Annotated in this window: 18 protein-coding genes; 6 read left to right on the forward strand and 12 right to left on the reverse strand. The window is 35.0% G+C overall.

Annotated elements, in window-relative coordinates:
* Nucleotides 1-13: 13 nt before the first annotated feature.
* Nucleotides 14-1,336: an L-lysine 6-transaminase gene (lat, locus tag RTX21_RS07100; protein ID WP_312766390.1), complete on the reverse strand. Its 1,323-nt coding sequence runs from the start codon at nt 1,334-1,336 to the stop codon at nt 14-16.
* 144 nt (nt 1,337-1,480) lie between these two features.
* Nucleotides 1,481-3,022, reverse strand: a complete 1,542-nt coding sequence (locus RTX21_RS07105; RefSeq protein ID WP_312766392.1) for an aldehyde dehydrogenase family protein — start codon at nt 3,020-3,022, stop codon at nt 1,481-1,483.
* A 255-nt stretch (nt 3,023-3,277) separates the two neighbouring features.
* On the opposite strand from RTX21_RS07105, the gene RTX21_RS07110 reads away from it, so the two are divergent.
* The gene (locus tag RTX21_RS07110; protein WP_312766395.1) at nt 3,278-3,466 is read left to right on the forward strand and encodes a hypothetical protein; all 189 of its coding nucleotides are present in this window, start codon (nt 3,278-3,280) and stop codon (nt 3,464-3,466) included.
* Here RTX21_RS07110 and RTX21_RS07115 read toward each other — a convergent pair.
* Together RTX21_RS07115 and era are read right to left on the reverse strand one after the other, a co-directional pair.
* Entirely contained in the window at nt 3,463-3,888 is a 426-nt protein-coding gene (locus tag RTX21_RS07115; RefSeq protein ID WP_312766397.1) for a DoxX family protein, read from the reverse strand. The two genes, RTX21_RS07110 and RTX21_RS07115, sit on opposite strands and share 4 nt — an antisense overlap.
* A 71-nt stretch (nt 3,889-3,959) precedes the next feature.
* A complete protein-coding gene (era, locus tag RTX21_RS07120; protein ID WP_312766399.1) occupies nt 3,960-4,835 on the reverse strand; it encodes a GTPase Era in 876 nt (291 codons plus the stop codon).
* Between the two features lie 180 nt (nt 4,836-5,015).
* Between era and RTX21_RS07125 the strand changes: the two genes are divergently transcribed.
* The gene (locus RTX21_RS07125) at nt 5,016-6,086 is read left to right on the forward strand and encodes a T9SS type A sorting domain-containing protein (RefSeq protein ID WP_312766401.1); all 1,071 of its coding nucleotides are present in this window, start codon (nt 5,016-5,018) and stop codon (nt 6,084-6,086) included.
* Nucleotides 6,087-6,174: 88 nt separating this feature from the next.
* Nucleotides 6,175-7,179: a bifunctional oligoribonuclease/PAP phosphatase NrnA gene (locus RTX21_RS07130; RefSeq protein WP_312766403.1), complete on the forward strand. Its 1,005-nt coding sequence runs from the start codon at nt 6,175-6,177 to the stop codon at nt 7,177-7,179.
* Nucleotides 7,180-7,460: 281 nt separating this feature from the next.
* On the opposite strand, the gene RTX21_RS07135 is transcribed toward RTX21_RS07130, so the two are convergent.
* The 7 genes from RTX21_RS07135 to tilS form a co-directional block, all read right to left on the reverse strand.
* Entirely contained in the window at nt 7,461-7,826 is a 366-nt protein-coding gene (locus RTX21_RS07135; RefSeq protein ID WP_312766406.1) for a DUF1304 domain-containing protein, read from the reverse strand.
* Entirely contained in the window at nt 7,826-8,608 is a 783-nt protein-coding gene (locus RTX21_RS07140; protein WP_312766409.1) for an alpha/beta fold hydrolase, read from the reverse strand. Before RTX21_RS07140 ends, RTX21_RS07135 begins: the two co-directional genes overlap by 1 nt.
* Before the next feature lie 3 nt (nt 8,609-8,611).
* The gene (locus tag RTX21_RS07145) at nt 8,612-9,109 is read right to left on the reverse strand and encodes a hypothetical protein (RefSeq protein WP_312766411.1); all 498 of its coding nucleotides are present in this window, start codon (nt 9,107-9,109) and stop codon (nt 8,612-8,614) included.
* A gap of 151 nt (nt 9,110-9,260) precedes the next feature.
* Entirely contained in the window at nt 9,261-9,779 is a 519-nt protein-coding gene (locus RTX21_RS07150; protein ID WP_312766414.1) for a biopolymer transporter ExbD, read from the reverse strand.
* A gap of 126 nt (nt 9,780-9,905) precedes the next feature.
* Nucleotides 9,906-10,049, reverse strand: coding sequence for a hypothetical protein (locus RTX21_RS07155; RefSeq protein WP_312766416.1), 144 nt, complete (start codon nt 10,047-10,049; stop codon nt 9,906-9,908).
* Between the two features lie 40 nt (nt 10,050-10,089).
* Complete coding sequence (locus RTX21_RS07160; RefSeq protein WP_312766418.1) at nt 10,090-12,156, reverse strand: cytochrome c biogenesis protein CcdA; 2,067 nt, start codon at nt 12,154-12,156, stop codon at nt 10,090-10,092.
* Nucleotides 12,157-12,263: 107 nt separating this feature from the next.
* Nucleotides 12,264-13,520, reverse strand: coding sequence for a tRNA lysidine(34) synthetase TilS (tilS, locus tag RTX21_RS07165; RefSeq protein WP_312766420.1), 1,257 nt, complete (start codon nt 13,518-13,520; stop codon nt 12,264-12,266).
* A gap of 159 nt (nt 13,521-13,679) precedes the next feature.
* On the opposite strand from tilS, the gene RTX21_RS07170 reads away from it, so the two are divergent.
* The 3 genes from RTX21_RS07170 (at nt 13,680) to RTX21_RS07180 (ending at nt 16,169) form a co-directional block, all read left to right on the forward strand.
* A complete protein-coding gene (locus RTX21_RS07170; protein WP_072996221.1) occupies nt 13,680-14,516 on the forward strand; it encodes an OmpA family protein in 837 nt (278 codons plus the stop codon).
* 258 nt (nt 14,517-14,774) lie between these two features.
* Entirely contained in the window at nt 14,775-15,422 is a 648-nt protein-coding gene (locus RTX21_RS07175; protein WP_312766423.1) for an O-methyltransferase, read from the forward strand.
* Nucleotides 15,423-15,452: 30 nt separating this feature from the next.
* Nucleotides 15,453-16,169, forward strand: a complete 717-nt coding sequence (locus RTX21_RS07180) for a C40 family peptidase (protein WP_312766426.1) — start codon at nt 15,453-15,455, stop codon at nt 16,167-16,169.
* Nucleotides 16,170-16,223: 54 nt separating this feature from the next.
* Here the strand turns inward: RTX21_RS07180 and RTX21_RS07185 are convergent, their stop codons facing one another.
* Nucleotides 16,224-16,481, reverse strand: a complete 258-nt coding sequence (locus tag RTX21_RS07185) for a hypothetical protein (RefSeq protein WP_312766429.1) — start codon at nt 16,479-16,481, stop codon at nt 16,224-16,226.
* Between the last annotated feature and the right edge of the window lie 2 nt (nt 16,482-16,483).

A 16,483-nucleotide genomic window follows, 5' to 3' on the forward strand; every position in this document is an offset into this window, starting at 1 on the left:
AATCTAAAATTCCTTATATTAAATTATCAAATATCTGATTAATTTTATCTAAAATAATTTGAATTTCTTCTTTTGTTACATTCAGATGTGGCCGGAATCTTAGCGACTGGTCACCACATGTCAAAATAATAATTCCTTCCTCATAGAGTTTGCTTCTCAACCACTCTCTGGACTCGCCATCTTTTAGGTCAAATGCACACATTAATCCTTTTCCTCTGGCTGCAGAAATGTGGTCTGGGAATTTTTGTTCTAATTTCTTTAATCCATCCAATAAAAACTGTCCTACAACTTTAGAATTTTCAACAAGACTCTCATTTTCAATGATTTCTAAAATTAATTGAAAACGAAGCATATCAATAAAATTCCCTCCGAAAGTAGAATTGATTCTTGAGCTCTCTTTGAAAACATGATGTTCCACTTCGTCCAGTTTTTCTTTGTTGGCAAGAATCCCGCAAACCTGAGTTTTCTTACCGAAAGTGATAACATCCGGAATAATATCAAGATGTTGGAAAGCCCACATTTTTCCGGTCATTCCAATTCCGGTTTGAACTTCGTCAAGGATTAAAAGAATTTCGTTTTCGTCACAGATTTTTCTCAATTCGGTAAAGAACTCGTTTCGGAAATGATTGTCTCCACCTTCCGCTTGGATCGGTTCTATAATGATACAAGCCACCTGGTCAGGATTTGCCAAAATCGCCTCTTGAATATGAAGCAAAGCCAATTGCTCGTGCTTGATCGTTTCTTCCAAATTATCTTCTGTAATTGGGAAATTCAGTTTTGGATTGGTCATTCTTGGCCAGTCGAATTTTGGGAAATATTGATGTTTTCTTGGATCAGAAGTATTCGTTAATGATAAAGTGTAACCGCTTCTTCCGTGGAAAGATTGTTTGAAATGGATGACCATCCCAGCTTCCTTATCAATATTCTTTTGCCAGTTTTTTCTGGTTTTCCAGTCAAAAGCGGTCTTCAAAGCATTTTCAACAGCCAAAGCGCCACCTTCTACGAAAAAGCAATAAGGTAATTCTTTCGGAATCGCCACTCTGGAAAAAACCTCCATAAAATCTGCATATTCCTGCAAATAAACGTCGCTTAACGTCGGTTTGTAAGTTGCTAATCTTCCCAGCCAATTTGCTTTTTCTAAAATGTAAGGATGATTGTAACCTACGGAAGCCGAAGCGAACATAGAGAACATATCGAGATATTCTTTGCCTGACAATCGGTCTACAATGTAGGAACCGTGGGACTTTTCAAAATCCATTACAAAATCGAAACCGTCGGCTAGGATGTGTTTTCCTAATGTTTCTTTTACTTTATTTTCGTGTACAAGTGTGCTCATTTTAATAATTGATGTTGGTTTTTGGTTTTATGTTGAATCTGCAGCCCGACTTGAGCGGAAATCCTTTTTAAAAGATTGGGATCCCTTCGACAAGCTCAGGATAAACTTCAGGCGGATTAAGCTGCCATAAAAATTTTAATTATTTTAATCTAAATCGAATTTAATTCCTTGTGCCAAAGGCAAACTGGTTGTATAATTGATGGTGTTGGTTTGTCTTCTCATATAATATTTCCAGACATCGGAACCAGATTCTCGTCCGCCGCCGGTTTCTTTTTCACCTCCGAAAGCACCACCGATTTCTGCTCCGGAAGTTCCGATATTTACATTCGCGATTCCACAATCTGAACCTCCGTTTGAAAGGAACAATTCTGCTTCACGAAGATTTTGAGTCATAATTGCTGATGACAATCCTTGCGGAACATCATTCTGGATGGCGATTGCTTCTTCCAGATTTTTGTATTTAATCAAATAAAGAATTGGTGCAAATGTCTCGTGCTGAACAATCTCATAGCTGTTTTCAACCTCAGCGATGCAAGGTTTTACATAACAACCCGAATTGTAATTATCGCCTTCCAAAACGCCACCTTCTACGATGAAGTTTCCGCCTTCGGATTTACATTTCTCGATAGAATCCTGATATTGTTTCACAGCAGATTTGTCGATTAGAGGACCAACGTGATTGGTTTCGTCTAAAGGATTTCCGATTTTAAGTTGTCCGTAAGCTTTTACCAAACGATTTTTCACTTCATCATAAACAGATTCGTGGATAATTAATCTTCTTGTAGAAGTACATCTTTGTCCAGCTGTTCCAACTGCACCGAAAACTGCGCCGATGATTGACATATTAAGGTCAGCATTTTCTGTGATGATGATAGCATTATTTCCACCTAATTCCAGAATGGATTTTCCGAAACGTTCTGCTACATTTTTCCCGACAATTCTTCCAACTCTTGTAGAACCTGTAAAAGAAACCAAAGCAACTCTTTTGTCATTTACTAACTTATCTCCGATTTCGTGGTCAGCAATTACAAGTCCGGAAATCCCTTCCGGAAGTCCGTTTTCCCTTGCAACCTCAGCAAAAATATTTTGACAGGCAATAGCGCAAAGTGGAGTTTTTTCTGACGGTTTCCAAATCACAACGTTTCCACAAATCCAGGCTAAAGCGGCGTTCCAACTCCAAACCGCGACCGGAAAATTGAAAGCGGAAATCACACCGACAATTCCCAGCGGATGATACTGTTCATACATTCTATGACCTGGTCTTTCGGAATGCATCGTGTAACCGTGAAGTTGACGCGATAAGCCAACTGCAAAGTCGCAGATATCAATCATTTCCTGAACCTCACCAAGACCTTCCTGTAAAGATTTTCCCATTTCATAAGAAACCAATTTACCTAGATCATCTTTATATTCTCTCAGTTTATTTCCAAATTGACGAACCAAATCGCCACGTTTCGGAGAAGGAACTTGTCTGAATTCTTTGTAAGCTTCTTGTGCTTTCGCTAACACTTTTTCGTAATCACCAGCATCTGAAGTTTTGACAGAAGCAATCTTGTTTCCGTCAACGGGAGAAAAACTTTCTATATTTTGACCAGATGAGAAGAATTCTAATCCGGTAGAAGTACCATTATTTTCTGTTGAGATACCTAATCTTTTTAGGTTTTCTAATATCGAAATCGAGGACATAAATTTGTTTTTTTTGAAGTCTCTAAAGATAAAAATATATTTTGACCAGCAAAATCAAAAACTAACAATCGTTAGTAAACAATTAGAAATCCATATTGCTATGAATTAATAAAAAGATAATTAATTTAAAAAAAAGGAACTTATCAATAAATTTAATTTAACATCAGACAATTAAACATCTATTAATTAAGGATTTTTTATAATTTTGAATGAGTCTAAATTGTAGAAGTTTTCATATTTTTGAAAAAAATAAAAATGGAAGACCAACTACAGACAACCGAAGAAAAGAAATTGCCGAAGTGGAAAAGTCTGCTGAAAAAATTTGGAATCGGTGGAATTATTTTTTTTACTGTAAAAGGAATTATCACTTCTACATTAATCTATTTTCTCGGGAAAAATTTTTGGGTCATAATCAGGGATTATGTTACCCAATGGTTTGATTAATAAACCTCTTCTTTTTTTGTCAAAAAATGATCTATCGAAAACTTGCCCGGACCTAGTATTAGAATCACAAAATAAAGAAAGAAATACAAAACACTCAGTTCCTGTTCTTTAAAGGTGTCTGCTCCGTGTGCTACAAAACAGGCCACCAACATTGTTATCATCAGAGGAACACAAGCCATTCTTGTAAAAAGACCAAAGATCATAAACAATGAACATAAAAATTCTGCAAAAACTGCCAGAACCATAGAAAAGATAGGGCCCATCCCAAGGAAACTCATGAACTCGATATGATTACTTGTCACTAGTGTCTCTAATTTCGGAATTCCGTGCGTCAGCATTGATAGACCTACTGAAACCCGGATTACCAATATCATTATATCTGTCAGGTTGGAATTAGGTTTTGTAGAGTTTATATTTTTCATCCTGTGTTTTTAAAAAATACGTCAATCAAAACTACAAAAAAATCCTTTACAGAAAAGGATTTAAAAGAATTTTATCGGTAACCAAAATTTTTCAGGTCTCTGTCATTTTTTCTCCAGTCTTTTTTGACTTTCACAAACAGATTAAGATGGATTTTTTTTCCAAAGAATTTTTCCAAATCTAGTCTTGCCTCCGTTCCTACTTTTTTAATTGCTTCGCCTTTGTGACCGATGATAATTCCTTTTTGCGTATCTCTTTCTACATAAATAATAGAATCTATAACTATAGCACCTTCTTTTTCTTTGAAAATTTCTGTCACCACTTCTACCGAATATGGGATTTCTTTTTCGTAGTTAAGAAGGATTTTCTCACGGATTGCCTCATTTACAAAGAAACGTTCCGGCTTGTCCGTGTACATATCTTTGTCATAATATGCAGGACTTTCAGGCAACATAGATTTCAGTTTTGGAAGGATGATATCCAGATTAAAAGAATTAAGTGCAGAAATAGGCAAAATCTCGGCCTTCGGAATTCTCTCGTGCCAATCGGTCGCTATTTTTTCAAGATCTTGCTGGTTCGTCTGGTCTATCTTATTTAGTAAAAGTAAGACAGGAACAGGAATCTTGTTCAGTTTATCGATCAGAAATTCGGATGGTTCTGCTTTATCGGTAACATCGACAATAAACAAGAAAACATCGGCATCCTGTAAAGAATCCTTCACAAAATCCATCATTTTTTCTTGCAAACCATATTTTGGGTCGAGCACACCAGGCGTATCAGAGAAAACAATTTGTAAATCTTCTTCATTATAAATCCCGAAAATACGGTGACGTGTGGTTTGTGCTTTTTGAGTAACAATCGCCAGCTTCTCTCCCATCAATTGGTTTAGAAGTGTAGATTTTCCGGCATTTGGCTTTCCGACGATATTTACGAATCCTGCTTTGTGCATTGATTTTAAATTAAAATGATTAAAAAATTAAAAGATAATAAGATTAAGCTTTTAACAGATTGCAAAGTTACGGAAATTTAAAGGGAAGATTTTATAATTTGTAACTTTAAATATATCAATGTTTTAAGAACTCTATTTAATTATTTTTGTATTTTCATACTCAAATAAAAACTTACGTTCATGAAAAAACTTTACACATTATTATTTAGCTTTTTGTGGCTATTTGGACTTTCTCAAAATCCAGTTTTATTTAACCGGAATTGGAAAGTAGAAAAGATTATTGTCAACAACAATGCTATTGATGCACCTGCAGATTCTTCCGGATATTTTATCAACTTTCATAATGCAACTTCTTTCTCTTATTATAGTAAATTATGTTCAGTAAATTATGGTGATGCTACCTATAATATTAATTCTGACGATTTTGTCATAACATCTGCAAAAACAAATTCAAATGGATGCTCTGGCAGCATTGCTAATTTTGATAGTAACTATGCTTTATTTTTTACGAAATATGAGATTCCTGCCGTTCCTAATAAAATAACTTATGAAATAGAACAAATACCAATCGGTTATAAACTAACCTTGATGAATATTGATGGAGATCAGATCATTTATAGTTTCCATTCTCCATCAAGTAACCTGACTTCACAAATATGGACAATATCCTCTTTAGATATCAATAATATCCATTATAACAAACCATCACAGTATGGAGGAGGAAATACAGCCATAGATGCAATAGGCTTTTTGAATACAAGTTATTTTAACACAGGTCAAGGAAGTATAGGCTTCTATTCTGACAACAAATTCACTGTATTGAGTCTAGGTATCACTTTGGCTGCGAGCGATGATTTTCAAGTCAATCAATTCGACGGACTATATTTAGGTAATTTTTTTGAAGCAGGAGGCTACAATTATCCATATTCTTATGATGTCTCCTCGGATGGAGAAGTACTTACAATCACAAAATACAATGGAGATATTGCTACTTATACTAGAAGGATGCTAAGAGTATCAGAAATATCAAAATTAAATATTAAAGTCTATCCAAATCCAGCTACAGATTATATTATAGTTGAAAACCTGAAAACAAATTCTAATATTGAATTAATTGACAGTTCTGGGAAATTGATAAAAACGATTTCTAATAAAGTTTCAAAAACAGAAATCAACATTAAGAATCTACCCTCAGGAATCTATTTTCTGAAAGTTGATGGGCAATCTGTTCAAAAGATTATCAAAAAATAATTTTAATAAATAAAAATCGGCTCAAAATTGGTCCGATTTTTTTGTTTTAAAGTTTTACCTTTGAAAATTCATTTTTCAAAAATCATTTATGTTTACAGACAAAGAAATCTTAGAGATCAATCATCTTCTCGTCCCGGAAAACAATATCGTTATTGTAACGCATCATAATCCTGACGGAGACGCAATTGGTTCCTCTCTTGGTCTAAAACATTACTTGAAATCAAAAGGAATCAACGCAACTGTCATTACACCAAATGATTTTCCAAAATTTCTAAAATGGATGCCTGACGCAAAGCAAATCATCATAGGAGAATACAAAAGAAAGTTAGCCGGCGAAGCAATCTACAATGCGGATGTTATTTTTTGTCTGGATTTCAATTCACCTTCAAGAATAGGAATTCTTGGAGATTGGGTGACCAAAGCAAGAGCCAAAAAAGTCCTGATTGATCATCACCAGATGCCTGAAAAATTTGATTATGTTTATTCTGACACAACGGTTCCAGCGACTTGCCAAATGGTCTATCATTTCATCCAGGCAAATAATGATGAAAACCTTGTGAATCTTGATATTGCGCAATGCCTTTATACAGGAATAATGACTGATACTGGCGGTTTCAGGTTCCGTTCTACTAGTGCGACAACTCATAGAATTGTAGCTGAACTTATAGAAAAAGGTGCCGACCCGGCAGTTATCACATCCAATACTTGGGATACGAACACCATTTCCCGACTACATTTGCTTTCATTAGTTCTGAGCAGAATTGAATTGACCAAAGAAGGGAAAGTTGCTATTCTTTGGCTAAAACGTTCTGAACTGAAAGAATACGGCTTTGACAAAGGCGATACAGAAGGTTTTGTGAATTATGGACTGAGCGTTCTTGGAACTAAAATGGCGGTTTTCTTTATGGAAGACCTATATGAGGATTTTATCAAGATCTCTTTCCGTTCCAAAGATTCTGTGGATACCAATCAGTTTGCCAGAAAATATTTCAACGGTGGCGGACATATCAATGCTTCCGGCGGGAAGTATTTCAAATCTATTGAGGATACTATTGAGGATTTCAAAGAAAAAATTGAAGCGGAAGATTTTTAATTATTCCTTATATTATTATACAAACACTGTCATTGACTCCGTCGAATCTATGATTTCTGAAATAATCTTAACTGTTGAGATTGACTTCGTCTAACCACTTCGTTAGGTTTCCTCCGGAATGACAATGTTTCTTTTTTAATGAGGAAATTTCTTTGTCATACAAAATTCCTAGCCCCGATGGGAACGGCATCCTTTTTTGTCTTATCTGAAAATTTTATGTTGATGACGTAACTTCTAAGACAAAAAAGATACAGTGGACAGCGGGATCAGCTCCTAAAAAACTACCTTAACAAGACAAAAATCAAAGCAATAATCGCTGGCAATGCCTGAACGAAAAATATTTTCTTCGAAGCTGACAATGCGCCGTAAATACCCGCAACAATTATACAGCCAAGAAAGAAGATTGCAACATTTTTTGACCAAGTCTCATCACAAATAAAGAAACTCCAAATAAGTCCTGCAGATAAGAATCCGTTGTATAGCCCTTGGTTGGCAGCAAGTTTTTTGGTGGGTTTGAACATCTCATCCGGCAATGAACCTTTGAATGTTTTTTTGCCGAGAGTTTCCCAAGCGAACATTTCCATATAAAGGATATAAATATGTTCTAAAGCGACAAGAGCAACTAAAATTTTTGAAATGATTTCCATTAGAAAGTAAGTTTTTTTGGTAAATGATGCAATAATCCTGTATTGATGATCGAGGCACAAATCTCCGGTTTTTCCCAATGTCCGTTGTGTCCGCAATCCAAAATATAGGATTTGATATTGGTTCTGTCAGGCAGATTTTTGATGGTTTTTTCAGCATTGACCGCCGAATCATGTTTGCCAGACAAAATCAAAACTTTACCTTCGAAGTTTTCTAAAACCGATTTTTTATCAGAACGCTCTATCATCCCTTTTTGTGAGGATAAAACACCTTCAACAGACGACGTGTAGGCGATTTCTTTGGCTAATTTGATTTTGGATTCCAGAATATCATGCTCGTTGGGATTGAAGAGATTCGGAACACCTGCGTTTACGAAAGCGCGAAGATTTTCTTTGATGATTCTCAAGCCTTTTCTCCTGGTTTCTTTCTTCGCTTCGTCATCGGCAAAATAAGTTGAGAAAAATAATGTAACCGATTTCAAAAACTCAGGATATTTCTCAGCAAAAGCTAAAGAAATATAGCCTCCCATAGAGTGTCCCAACAAATGAAATTGTGTCAAACCTAATTCGTCTATTACTTTTTTGACTTCATCCGCCATTATCTCGGAAGTTTGAATTTCTGCAACAATTCCTGATTTTCCAAATCCAGGCAAATCGATTTTTATCAATCGGAATTTTTCTGACAGAAACGGAATCATATCATCCCAAATCGACAGATTTTCCATAAAGCCATGTAGCAAAACGAGGTTTTCAGTTCCTGTTCTTTCGATTTCGTAGTTGAGCATAACTTACATTTTAATAATTATTTTATCTCCAAATCCTGCATTATTGACGGATTCGTAAAGTTTGAAAGTTTTTCCGCCATCTTTTGTAGAGAAATTTTTCTTACCCTTTCTTACATCCAGTTTTCCATTGTCATAATCGGAAATACTTTGAGTAATGGTTCCGTCGAATTTAAGGTTTTTTGGAGAGGTCATTCTGACGTTGCCTTCGATTTCCACAAAATTACTTCCCGACTTATTTTCACCTGATACATTATATTCATCTTGCCCGATTTTTGTAAAAATAATTTTTCCCGAACCGTTCACTTGGTCGTGCGTCAAAGAATGCGTTCCTGACAAATCTTTGAAAGCCCGACTACTGAGAATACTGTCGTTGATTTTTGTTCTAACTGTATTGATTGAATCAATGATTTTAACACTATCGATTCTTGGAGTTACAGTTTTTTCCGATTTTTTGCAGGAAACGATTGATAAAAGAATAATAACTGGAATTAGTTTTCTCATAGTTTTAATTTTCCTCACGAAAATAAATAAATTAAATGAAAAAACCTTTCTAAAATTGATTCAGAAAGGTTATAAGTGTCGCTCCTACGGAGCTCTGATTATTTTGATGTGAATTTCCACAAACATTTCGCTCCTACGAAGCTTGGGCTGGTTACTGCACTCTCTTTTCGTACAGTTCTTTTTCTTTATCATTTATTTCCGCAATGCCATAGCGTTCGGATTTGGTTATCGCCAATTCATCCAACATATCTACCATTGTTTTGTATTGCGAATCATCAGTTGGTTTAATAATAACTGTGAAGTTTTCTTTTTTCGGCGCATTGGCTTTTGCAGCTTCAATAGTTTTTGCTACCTGAAATTTATCAAAAGACACTTCTTTCAGACTATTATCATTCAAATCCTTTTTATCAGCCTGATAATAGAAAACCTTACCTTCTTTACCGAGAATAAATGTCAGTTGATTTCTGTAATCAATTTGCGTTGGTTCTCCGGGATTGTGGGCAGGTAATCCTATATCCATTACATTCGGTTTTGAGAAATTGGTCGTGAACATAAAAAATGTGATCAATAAAAATCCCAAATCCACCATTGGCGTCATATCTACTCTGATTGGTTTTTTATTCTGAGTTTTCTTTCCGTTAGATTGCTCTTTAATTTGTACTTCTGCCATAGCTTTAAGTTTTTGTAGTTAGTAATATAAAATAAAAACCCATAATGATTTGTCATCATTATGGAGTTTTGAATACAAATTATGTACCTAATTTTTAATTTTATTAAATAAATACTATTTACAGAATTATAAATCTTGCCAATTATCAAAAGTCATCTGGAATTTGATTTCTTTTCCATTATCTGTCAAATAGATTTCGTAATCTTTATCTGTGACAACGTCTGAACTTGACAATTGATTTTCCTTCACAGAATTGCGGACAATCTGCATTTGTGAAATCGCTGATTTAAGTAAGCTTCCTTGAAAAGCATTATTTATTTTTAAAATAATCAATCCCACATTTAAGGAACTTTTTGAAATCCTCTTTCGGCATATATCCTGAAACTGGCGAATTAATCACATTTTGGTCTGGCGTTACCAAAACATAATGAGGCTGAGAATTATTGTTAAAATTAACCTGCTGGAACAAACTCCATTTATCGCCAATGGTTTTTATTTTCTTTTTTTGTCCATCACCCATATCGATTTTGATTTGTTCATTTTCCGGTAATTCTTCCTTATCATCCACATAAACAGAAGCAATTATCACATCGTTTTGAAGAATCGGTAAAATGTCGTCCTGACTCCAGACAAACTCTTCCATTTTTCGACAGTTTTCGCAACCGTAACCTGTGAAATCAATCAAAACTGGTTTGTTTTCTTTTTTCGCAACCTCAATCGCTTCGAAATAATTGTGATAAGGCTTCAAACCTAGAATTCCGTCTTCTTCTTTATGGAAATAGCTCACGTTTAACGGAGGTAAAATCCCGCTCAGCATCTGCAATTTTGGCTTTTCTGATGGAATCAATCCTTGAATCAAATACGCCACAAATACAATTCCAAATACGCCCAAGATTCTTCTTCCCAAACTGATTTTTGGTTTTTTATCATCGTGCGGAAATCTGATTTTACCGAATAAATAAACTACCAATCCAATCGCAATGATAATCCAAAGTACAATGAACAATTCTCTTTTCAGCAAGAAAGTTTTGGAAACCAAGTCGGCTTTAGATAAGAATTTGAGAGCCAAAGCCAATTCAATAAAACCAAGAACCACTTTCACGGTGTTCATCCAACCGCCTGATTTTGGAAGGCTTTGCAAAGCTTGCGGAAATAACGCCAATAATCCGAAAACCAATGCCCATGCCAATCCGAAACCACCTAAAGCAAATGTCAATAATGTTGGAACATTGGTTGCTCCAGCCACAACGCCACCTAATAAACTTCCTAAAATGGGACCTGTACAAGAGAACGAAACGATGACTAAAGTCAATGCCATAAAAAAGATTCCAATCAATCCGCCAGCCTCTTCAGCTTTGGAAGATTTGTTGGCGATGGAGCTGGGCAATGTGATTTCGTAATACCCGAAGAAGCTCAGTGCAAAGAATAAAAATATGGCGAAGAAAAATAAATTCAGCCAAATGTTCGTTGAAATCTGATTGAAAATATTCCCCGAAATCCCATCAATAATATGGAATGGAATACTCAATAAAACGAAAATCAAAAGGATGAAAAACCCGTAAATAAACGCATCTCGCTTCCCTTTTGCTTTGTCTTTGTTCCCTTTTGTGAAGAACGAGACCGTTAACGGAATCATTGGAAAAACGCATGGTGTAAGCAATGCAATCAGTCCACCTAAGAATCCTAATCCTAGAACAAGCCAATTATCGTTAGCCGGTTTTTGCTGAGCCGTTCCACAATTCGTCAAAGGATTTTTGAAATCTAAAGAATTGATTTTCAAACCATCTTGTTTCGCCACAGTTGGCGTTGCAATATTGGTCGGTTTCAGAACCGTTCCAACTTGTCCTGCTGGAGCAACTTCATAAACGGTATCTTTTGTCTTATCAACTTTTTCGTCAGAAGCAACTGTATTACTTCCTTCGATTTGTTTTTCAAATTCCAGAGTATTCGGAGCAAGACAAACTCGGTCATTACAAGTCTGATACATTATTTCAGCGGTAATCGTCGCCGGTTTTGTTGCATCTTTTGGCTTGAATTTCTGCTTGAAAACCACTTTATTGGAATAATAAACAATCTGAGCGCCAAAAGCTTCCGAAAACTCATCGTGCTTTTTACCGATTTCCTGAACTTTCCCAAGCAACTGAATTCCTTCTTTTGAAGTGATCTTAAATTCAGTCGGAATTCCGGAATCTGGTGGCAAATCCTGAGAATAAATGTGCCACTTATCTTCAATTGTACCAGTTAAAACAGCTTCATATTCTTCTTTTCCAACAGGATCAACATCGAATCTGAACTTAACCGGATTTTTTATTTGTGCATTTAAAATGGTTATTATAAATAGAAAAAGTGTGGATAACACTAGTTTGAAATTTTTCATTTTTATTTTAGTTTTAACCACAATAATAATTTAGAGTCTTTGTCATTCCGTAGGAATCTAAACGTTGCTGAGATTCCTACGGAATGACAAATATTATGGTTTAATAATTATACTTTTAATATTAATTCTATTTCTGAATTGTCTGATGAAAATCTTCCGTCCTGACGAAAAGGCAGCACACCTAAAATTCGGTCATCAGTATCACAAAGAAGCCAGATTTTTTGCTTGGCTAAAATAGACAATTTTTCATCCTTAAAAAACTTCGAAATTTTCTTTTTACCAATCATTCCAATAGGAAAAAACAAATCGCCTTCTTGTTTTCTTCTCAATTTTAGAGGTAATTGAACTTTTTGTTTATCGATTTTCCAAAAACAATTTCCTAATTTCTGAATCTCACTTTTAATATTTTGAGGAATAATGATTTCGTTATCATCAATTTCAAGTGCAATTTCTTTTAAATTCTCATTTCTAACTTCTAACTTCTTCTCAAAAATTAATTCATTTCGATTAATTACCAATTGAAATTCAGAATTGAAAAATGAGCTTCCAGTTTGCGCTGTGAGAACTTTCTGCATTTCGTTTTCATCATTGAAATCAAATCTTTTCAAAATCTCGTATCGCATCAATTCAGATTCTTGTGAGAATTTTTGTTTATCAATAATGATTTGATTGTCGTTGGAACTGATTTTGAGAACTTCAATTTTTTCATTCACAGATTCAGTAATAAAATCTTTAGCTTGATTAATGTAATTGATGCTTTTTGAGAAATTAGTTAGAAAATCTGAATTGATTTTTTCTAATTCAGGAACAACATTGTGTCGAATTTTATTCCTTAGATAATCTGTTTTCTTATTGGATTTATCTTCCCGAAAATCAATTTGATTCTCTTTTGCAAATTCATAAATTTCATCCTTAGAAAAATCCAGAAGTGGTCGAATAATTCCTTTTTCATTTTGTGGAATTCCACTCAAACCTCGGATTCCTGACGCTTTGGAAAGATTAATGATAAACGTTTCCAACTGGTCATTCAGATGATGCGCAGTCACTAAAAATTCAAGATTATGTTTTTGCTGAATTTCTCTGAAAAACCGATATCTCAATTCTCTCGCCCAATTCTGAATTGAATTTTCAGGTTTCTTATCAACTTCCGAAACGTCATACAAATGAAAAGGAATCTGATATTTGTCGCAAAAGTCGGAAACCAGCTTTTGGTCGAGGTTAGAATCCTCATTACGAAGATGATAGTTGATGTGAGCAATATGAAAATTAAATCCCGAAAGCTGAAATAAATCAGCTAAAACCATCGAGTCTACTCCTCCACTTACAGCCAAAAGGTATGTTTTTTGTTGTGGTTGGTTGAGCATTTGCTCTAATAGGTTTTGAAATTTTAAGAGACTTAACACAATTTTATAACGAAACATTAAGTTATAAGCACAAATATACAGTTATTAATTCTTACTTTTGAAACGATTTAAAAACCAATAACCGCTCAATAAAAACAATAAAACAAATAAATATTTACTATGAGATTATTTAAAATTTTGACAATTACCGCTGTGGGACTTTCCCTGGCTTCTTGTGTCAGCAAAAAACAATTCGATGCCCTTAATCTGAATTACAAACAATGTATTGAAGATGCGGGTGAAAGAATGCGCCAAATCCAAGATTTAAAAGGAGAAAATTCTTCTTTGAAAGGTCAAAACGACTTACTTGTGGGACAAAACAACGCTCTTAAATCCAGTTTGGACGCTTGTTTATCTAACGCAGGAAAAGGTTCTGCTAACATTGATAAATTGGTTGGAGAAATCAACGCTTCCAATGCTTACATCAAGCAATTGATTTCTGGAAAAAGCAAGAACGACAGTTTGAATTTGGCTTTATCTAACAAGCTGAAACGTTCTCTTGATAACGTTGCAGACCAAGATGTAGATGTGAAAGTTCTGAAAGGTGTGGTATTGATTTCATTGTCAGACAAGATGCTTTACCAAGTTGGAAAATATGACATCCAGCCAGCTGCAGCAGACGTTTTAGCGAAGGTTGCCAAAGTTATAAACGATTATGACACTTACAGCGTTTTGATTGAAGGTAATACAGATAACACGCCACTTAGTAGCGCCAACGCTCCAAGAGATAACTGGGACCTTTCCGCACTTAGAGCAACAGCAGTTGCGAAAGTTCTACAAAATCAGTTTGGCGTGAATCCTAACAGAATCACTGCTGGTGGTAGAGGAGAATATAATCCTAAAACGACCAACGCTTCAGTTTCCGGACGTGGCGAAAACCGTAGAACGGAAATCATCATTATGCCTAAGCTGGATGAATTTATGAAGTTGATGGACATTGCTCCAGTTAAGAAATAAATAATAAAAGATGAATGATAATTGATTATTCATTCAGAATTTAGAAAATTAAACCTTGTCAGAAATGGCGAGGTTTTTTTATCTCATAATTTGGGCAGCTTTATCCGTCTTCCGTACCCAATCTTTTTTGCCAAAACCTTTCCAAAAGCAAAAAAAAGGATTTCCACTCAAGCCGGGCCGCAGATTAGACATCAATACAACATCGGTCATAACTTAAACATTTAGTACCTTTGAATCTCAAATAAAAAACTCCTCCCAATGAGTTATTTCGAAGAATTAGACAAAGAAATGGACAGATACTTGGAAGAAACTGCTTCCGAAGAACCTACCATTCTCAAAAAATTAAGAAAAGAAACGTATCAGAAAACAACTCAACCGCATATGATCTCCGGATATTTGCAAGGTCGTTTGCTTAGTATTCTGTCACATATCATTCAGCCAAAAAATGTTTTGGAAATCGGAACTTTCACAGGTTATGCGGCTTTGAGTATGGCAGAAGGACTGTCAAAAGACGGAAAAATCTATACAATTGACAAGAATGAAGACTTGGCATACATTCCAAAAAAATACTTTGCAGAAAGTGATCATAAAGATCAAATCGAATTCATAATCGGAGATGCCAAAGAAGAAATCAAGAAACTGGATAAAATCTGGGATTTGATTTTCATTGACGCTGATAAGGAAAGCTATCTGGAATATTTGAAATTGATTAAACCCAATCTACGTTCAGGAAGTATCATTCTTATTGATAATGTTCTTTGGTATGGAAAAGTCCTTGAAAACAATCCGAAAGACAAACAAACGGAACAGATCAAACTCGTGAATAAAATCATCGCAGAAGATCCGGATTTCGAAAATCTAATCTTACCTTTGCGAGACGGATTACACTTGATTAGAAAGAAATAATTCGTATTTTTAAATTCATAATTGATTGAAATGACAAAAGGAATTTGCAATGTTTCCATCGCTCCAATGAGAGCTGAAAGTTCTGATAAAAGCGAAATCGTATCCCAACTCCTTTACGGAGAATCCGCAGACATTCTTGAGGTTAAAGACAATTGGACCAAAATAAAAACCCACTACGACAACTACGAAGCTTGGATGGACACGAAACAGATCTCTCCTGTTTCAGACGAATTTTTAGCTTCCAGAAAGGTCAATCTTGTGAAAGAGCCTTTTCAATCCGCTATGTTGGAAAATGGAAGAACTTTGGTTTCTATTGGTTCAGAAGTAACTTTTGATCCTATTTCCCCAACTCGTGGTGCTGACCTTAGTGAAAGCATTGTGAACTGCGCAAAAGAATTTTTGAATGTTCCATACTTATGGGGCGGAAAAAGCTTTTTCGGAATCGATTGCAGTGGATTGACACAGATCATTTATAAAATCCACGGAATCAAAATCCCGAGAGACACTTATCAACAAGCTGAGCTTGGAGAAGTTTTAACTTTTATAGAAGAAGCAAAACCTGGCGATTTGGCATTTTTTGAAAATTCAGAAGGAAGGATCATTCACGTTGGGATTATATTGGCCGATCAGAAGATTATTCATGCTCACGGAAAAGTGAGAATTGACAGCCTGGATAGTTCAGGAATTTTCAATAAAGATCAGAATAAGCACACACATAAATTAAGATTCATCAGATCTTATTTCTAAAATAAAAAAGCTTCCGACCCGGAAGCTTTTTCTATATTGAATCAAAATAATATTCTAAATCAAATTTCTCTTTTTAACCTCATCAGTCATTTTGCTATGTGTAATGATATTGGTTACAAGAATTGGAAAAAATGTCAGGGGTAAAACCGAAAATACACTGAATCCTTTTGTAACTGTAATATACAAACAAGTCGCAAGAAGCAAAACGAAAATAACAGAAAAAGAAATCAAAACTGATTTTGTCAATTTTACGTTTTTCAATATTTCTTCATCAGTTAATTCCGCTGGATCTTTAGTGCCTTTCGACTTCATAT

Source organism: Epilithonimonas sp. (genome assembly GCF_032054305.1).
Taxonomy (GTDB): domain Bacteria; phylum Bacteroidota; class Bacteroidia; order Flavobacteriales; family Weeksellaceae; genus Epilithonimonas.

Coding starts and splice junctions, on each gene's coding strand:
- RTX21_RS07170 (WP_072996221.1), top strand. CDS start 13,680: ATGAGATTATTTAAAATTTTGACAATTACCGCTGTGGGACTTTCCCTG.
- lat (WP_312766390.1), bottom strand. CDS start 1,336: ATGAGCACACTTGTACACGAAAATAAAGTAAAAGAAACATTAGGAAAA.
- RTX21_RS07125 (WP_312766401.1), top strand. CDS start 5,016: ATGAAAAAACTTTACACATTATTATTTAGCTTTTTGTGGCTATTTGGA.
- RTX21_RS07140 (WP_312766409.1), bottom strand. CDS start 8,608: ATGCTCAACTACGAAATCGAAAGAACAGGAACTGAAAACCTCGTTTTG.
- RTX21_RS07185 (WP_312766429.1), bottom strand. CDS start 16,481: ATGAAGTCGAAAGGCACTAAAGATCCAGCGGAATTAACTGATGAAGAA.
- RTX21_RS07110 (WP_312766395.1), top strand. CDS start 3,278: ATGGAAGACCAACTACAGACAACCGAAGAAAAGAAATTGCCGAAGTGG.
- RTX21_RS07150 (WP_312766414.1), bottom strand. CDS start 9,779: ATGGCAGAAGTACAAATTAAAGAGCAATCTAACGGAAAGAAAACTCAG.
- RTX21_RS07105 (WP_312766392.1), bottom strand. CDS start 3,022: ATGTCCTCGATTTCGATATTAGAAAACCTAAAAAGATTAGGTATCTCA.
- RTX21_RS07160 (WP_312766418.1), bottom strand. CDS start 12,156: ATGAAAAATTTCAAACTAGTGTTATCCACACTTTTTCTATTTATAATA.
- RTX21_RS07175 (WP_312766423.1), top strand. CDS start 14,775: ATGAGTTATTTCGAAGAATTAGACAAAGAAATGGACAGATACTTGGAA.
- RTX21_RS07130 (WP_312766403.1), top strand. CDS start 6,175: ATGTTTACAGACAAAGAAATCTTAGAGATCAATCATCTTCTCGTCCCG.
- RTX21_RS07115 (WP_312766397.1), bottom strand. CDS start 3,888: ATGAAAAATATAAACTCTACAAAACCTAATTCCAACCTGACAGATATA.
- tilS (WP_312766420.1), bottom strand. CDS start 13,520: ATGCTCAACCAACCACAACAAAAAACATACCTTTTGGCTGTAAGTGGA.
- RTX21_RS07180 (WP_312766426.1), top strand. CDS start 15,453: ATGACAAAAGGAATTTGCAATGTTTCCATCGCTCCAATGAGAGCTGAA.
- RTX21_RS07135 (WP_312766406.1), bottom strand. CDS start 7,826: ATGGAAATCATTTCAAAAATTTTAGTTGCTCTTGTCGCTTTAGAACAT.
- RTX21_RS07145 (WP_312766411.1), bottom strand. CDS start 9,109: ATGAGAAAACTAATTCCAGTTATTATTCTTTTATCAATCGTTTCCTGC.
- RTX21_RS07155 (WP_312766416.1), bottom strand. CDS start 10,049: ATGCAGATTGTCCGCAATTCTGTGAAGGAAAATCAATTGTCAAGTTCA.
- era (WP_312766399.1), bottom strand. CDS start 4,835: ATGCACAAAGCAGGATTCGTAAATATCGTCGGAAAGCCAAATGCCGGA.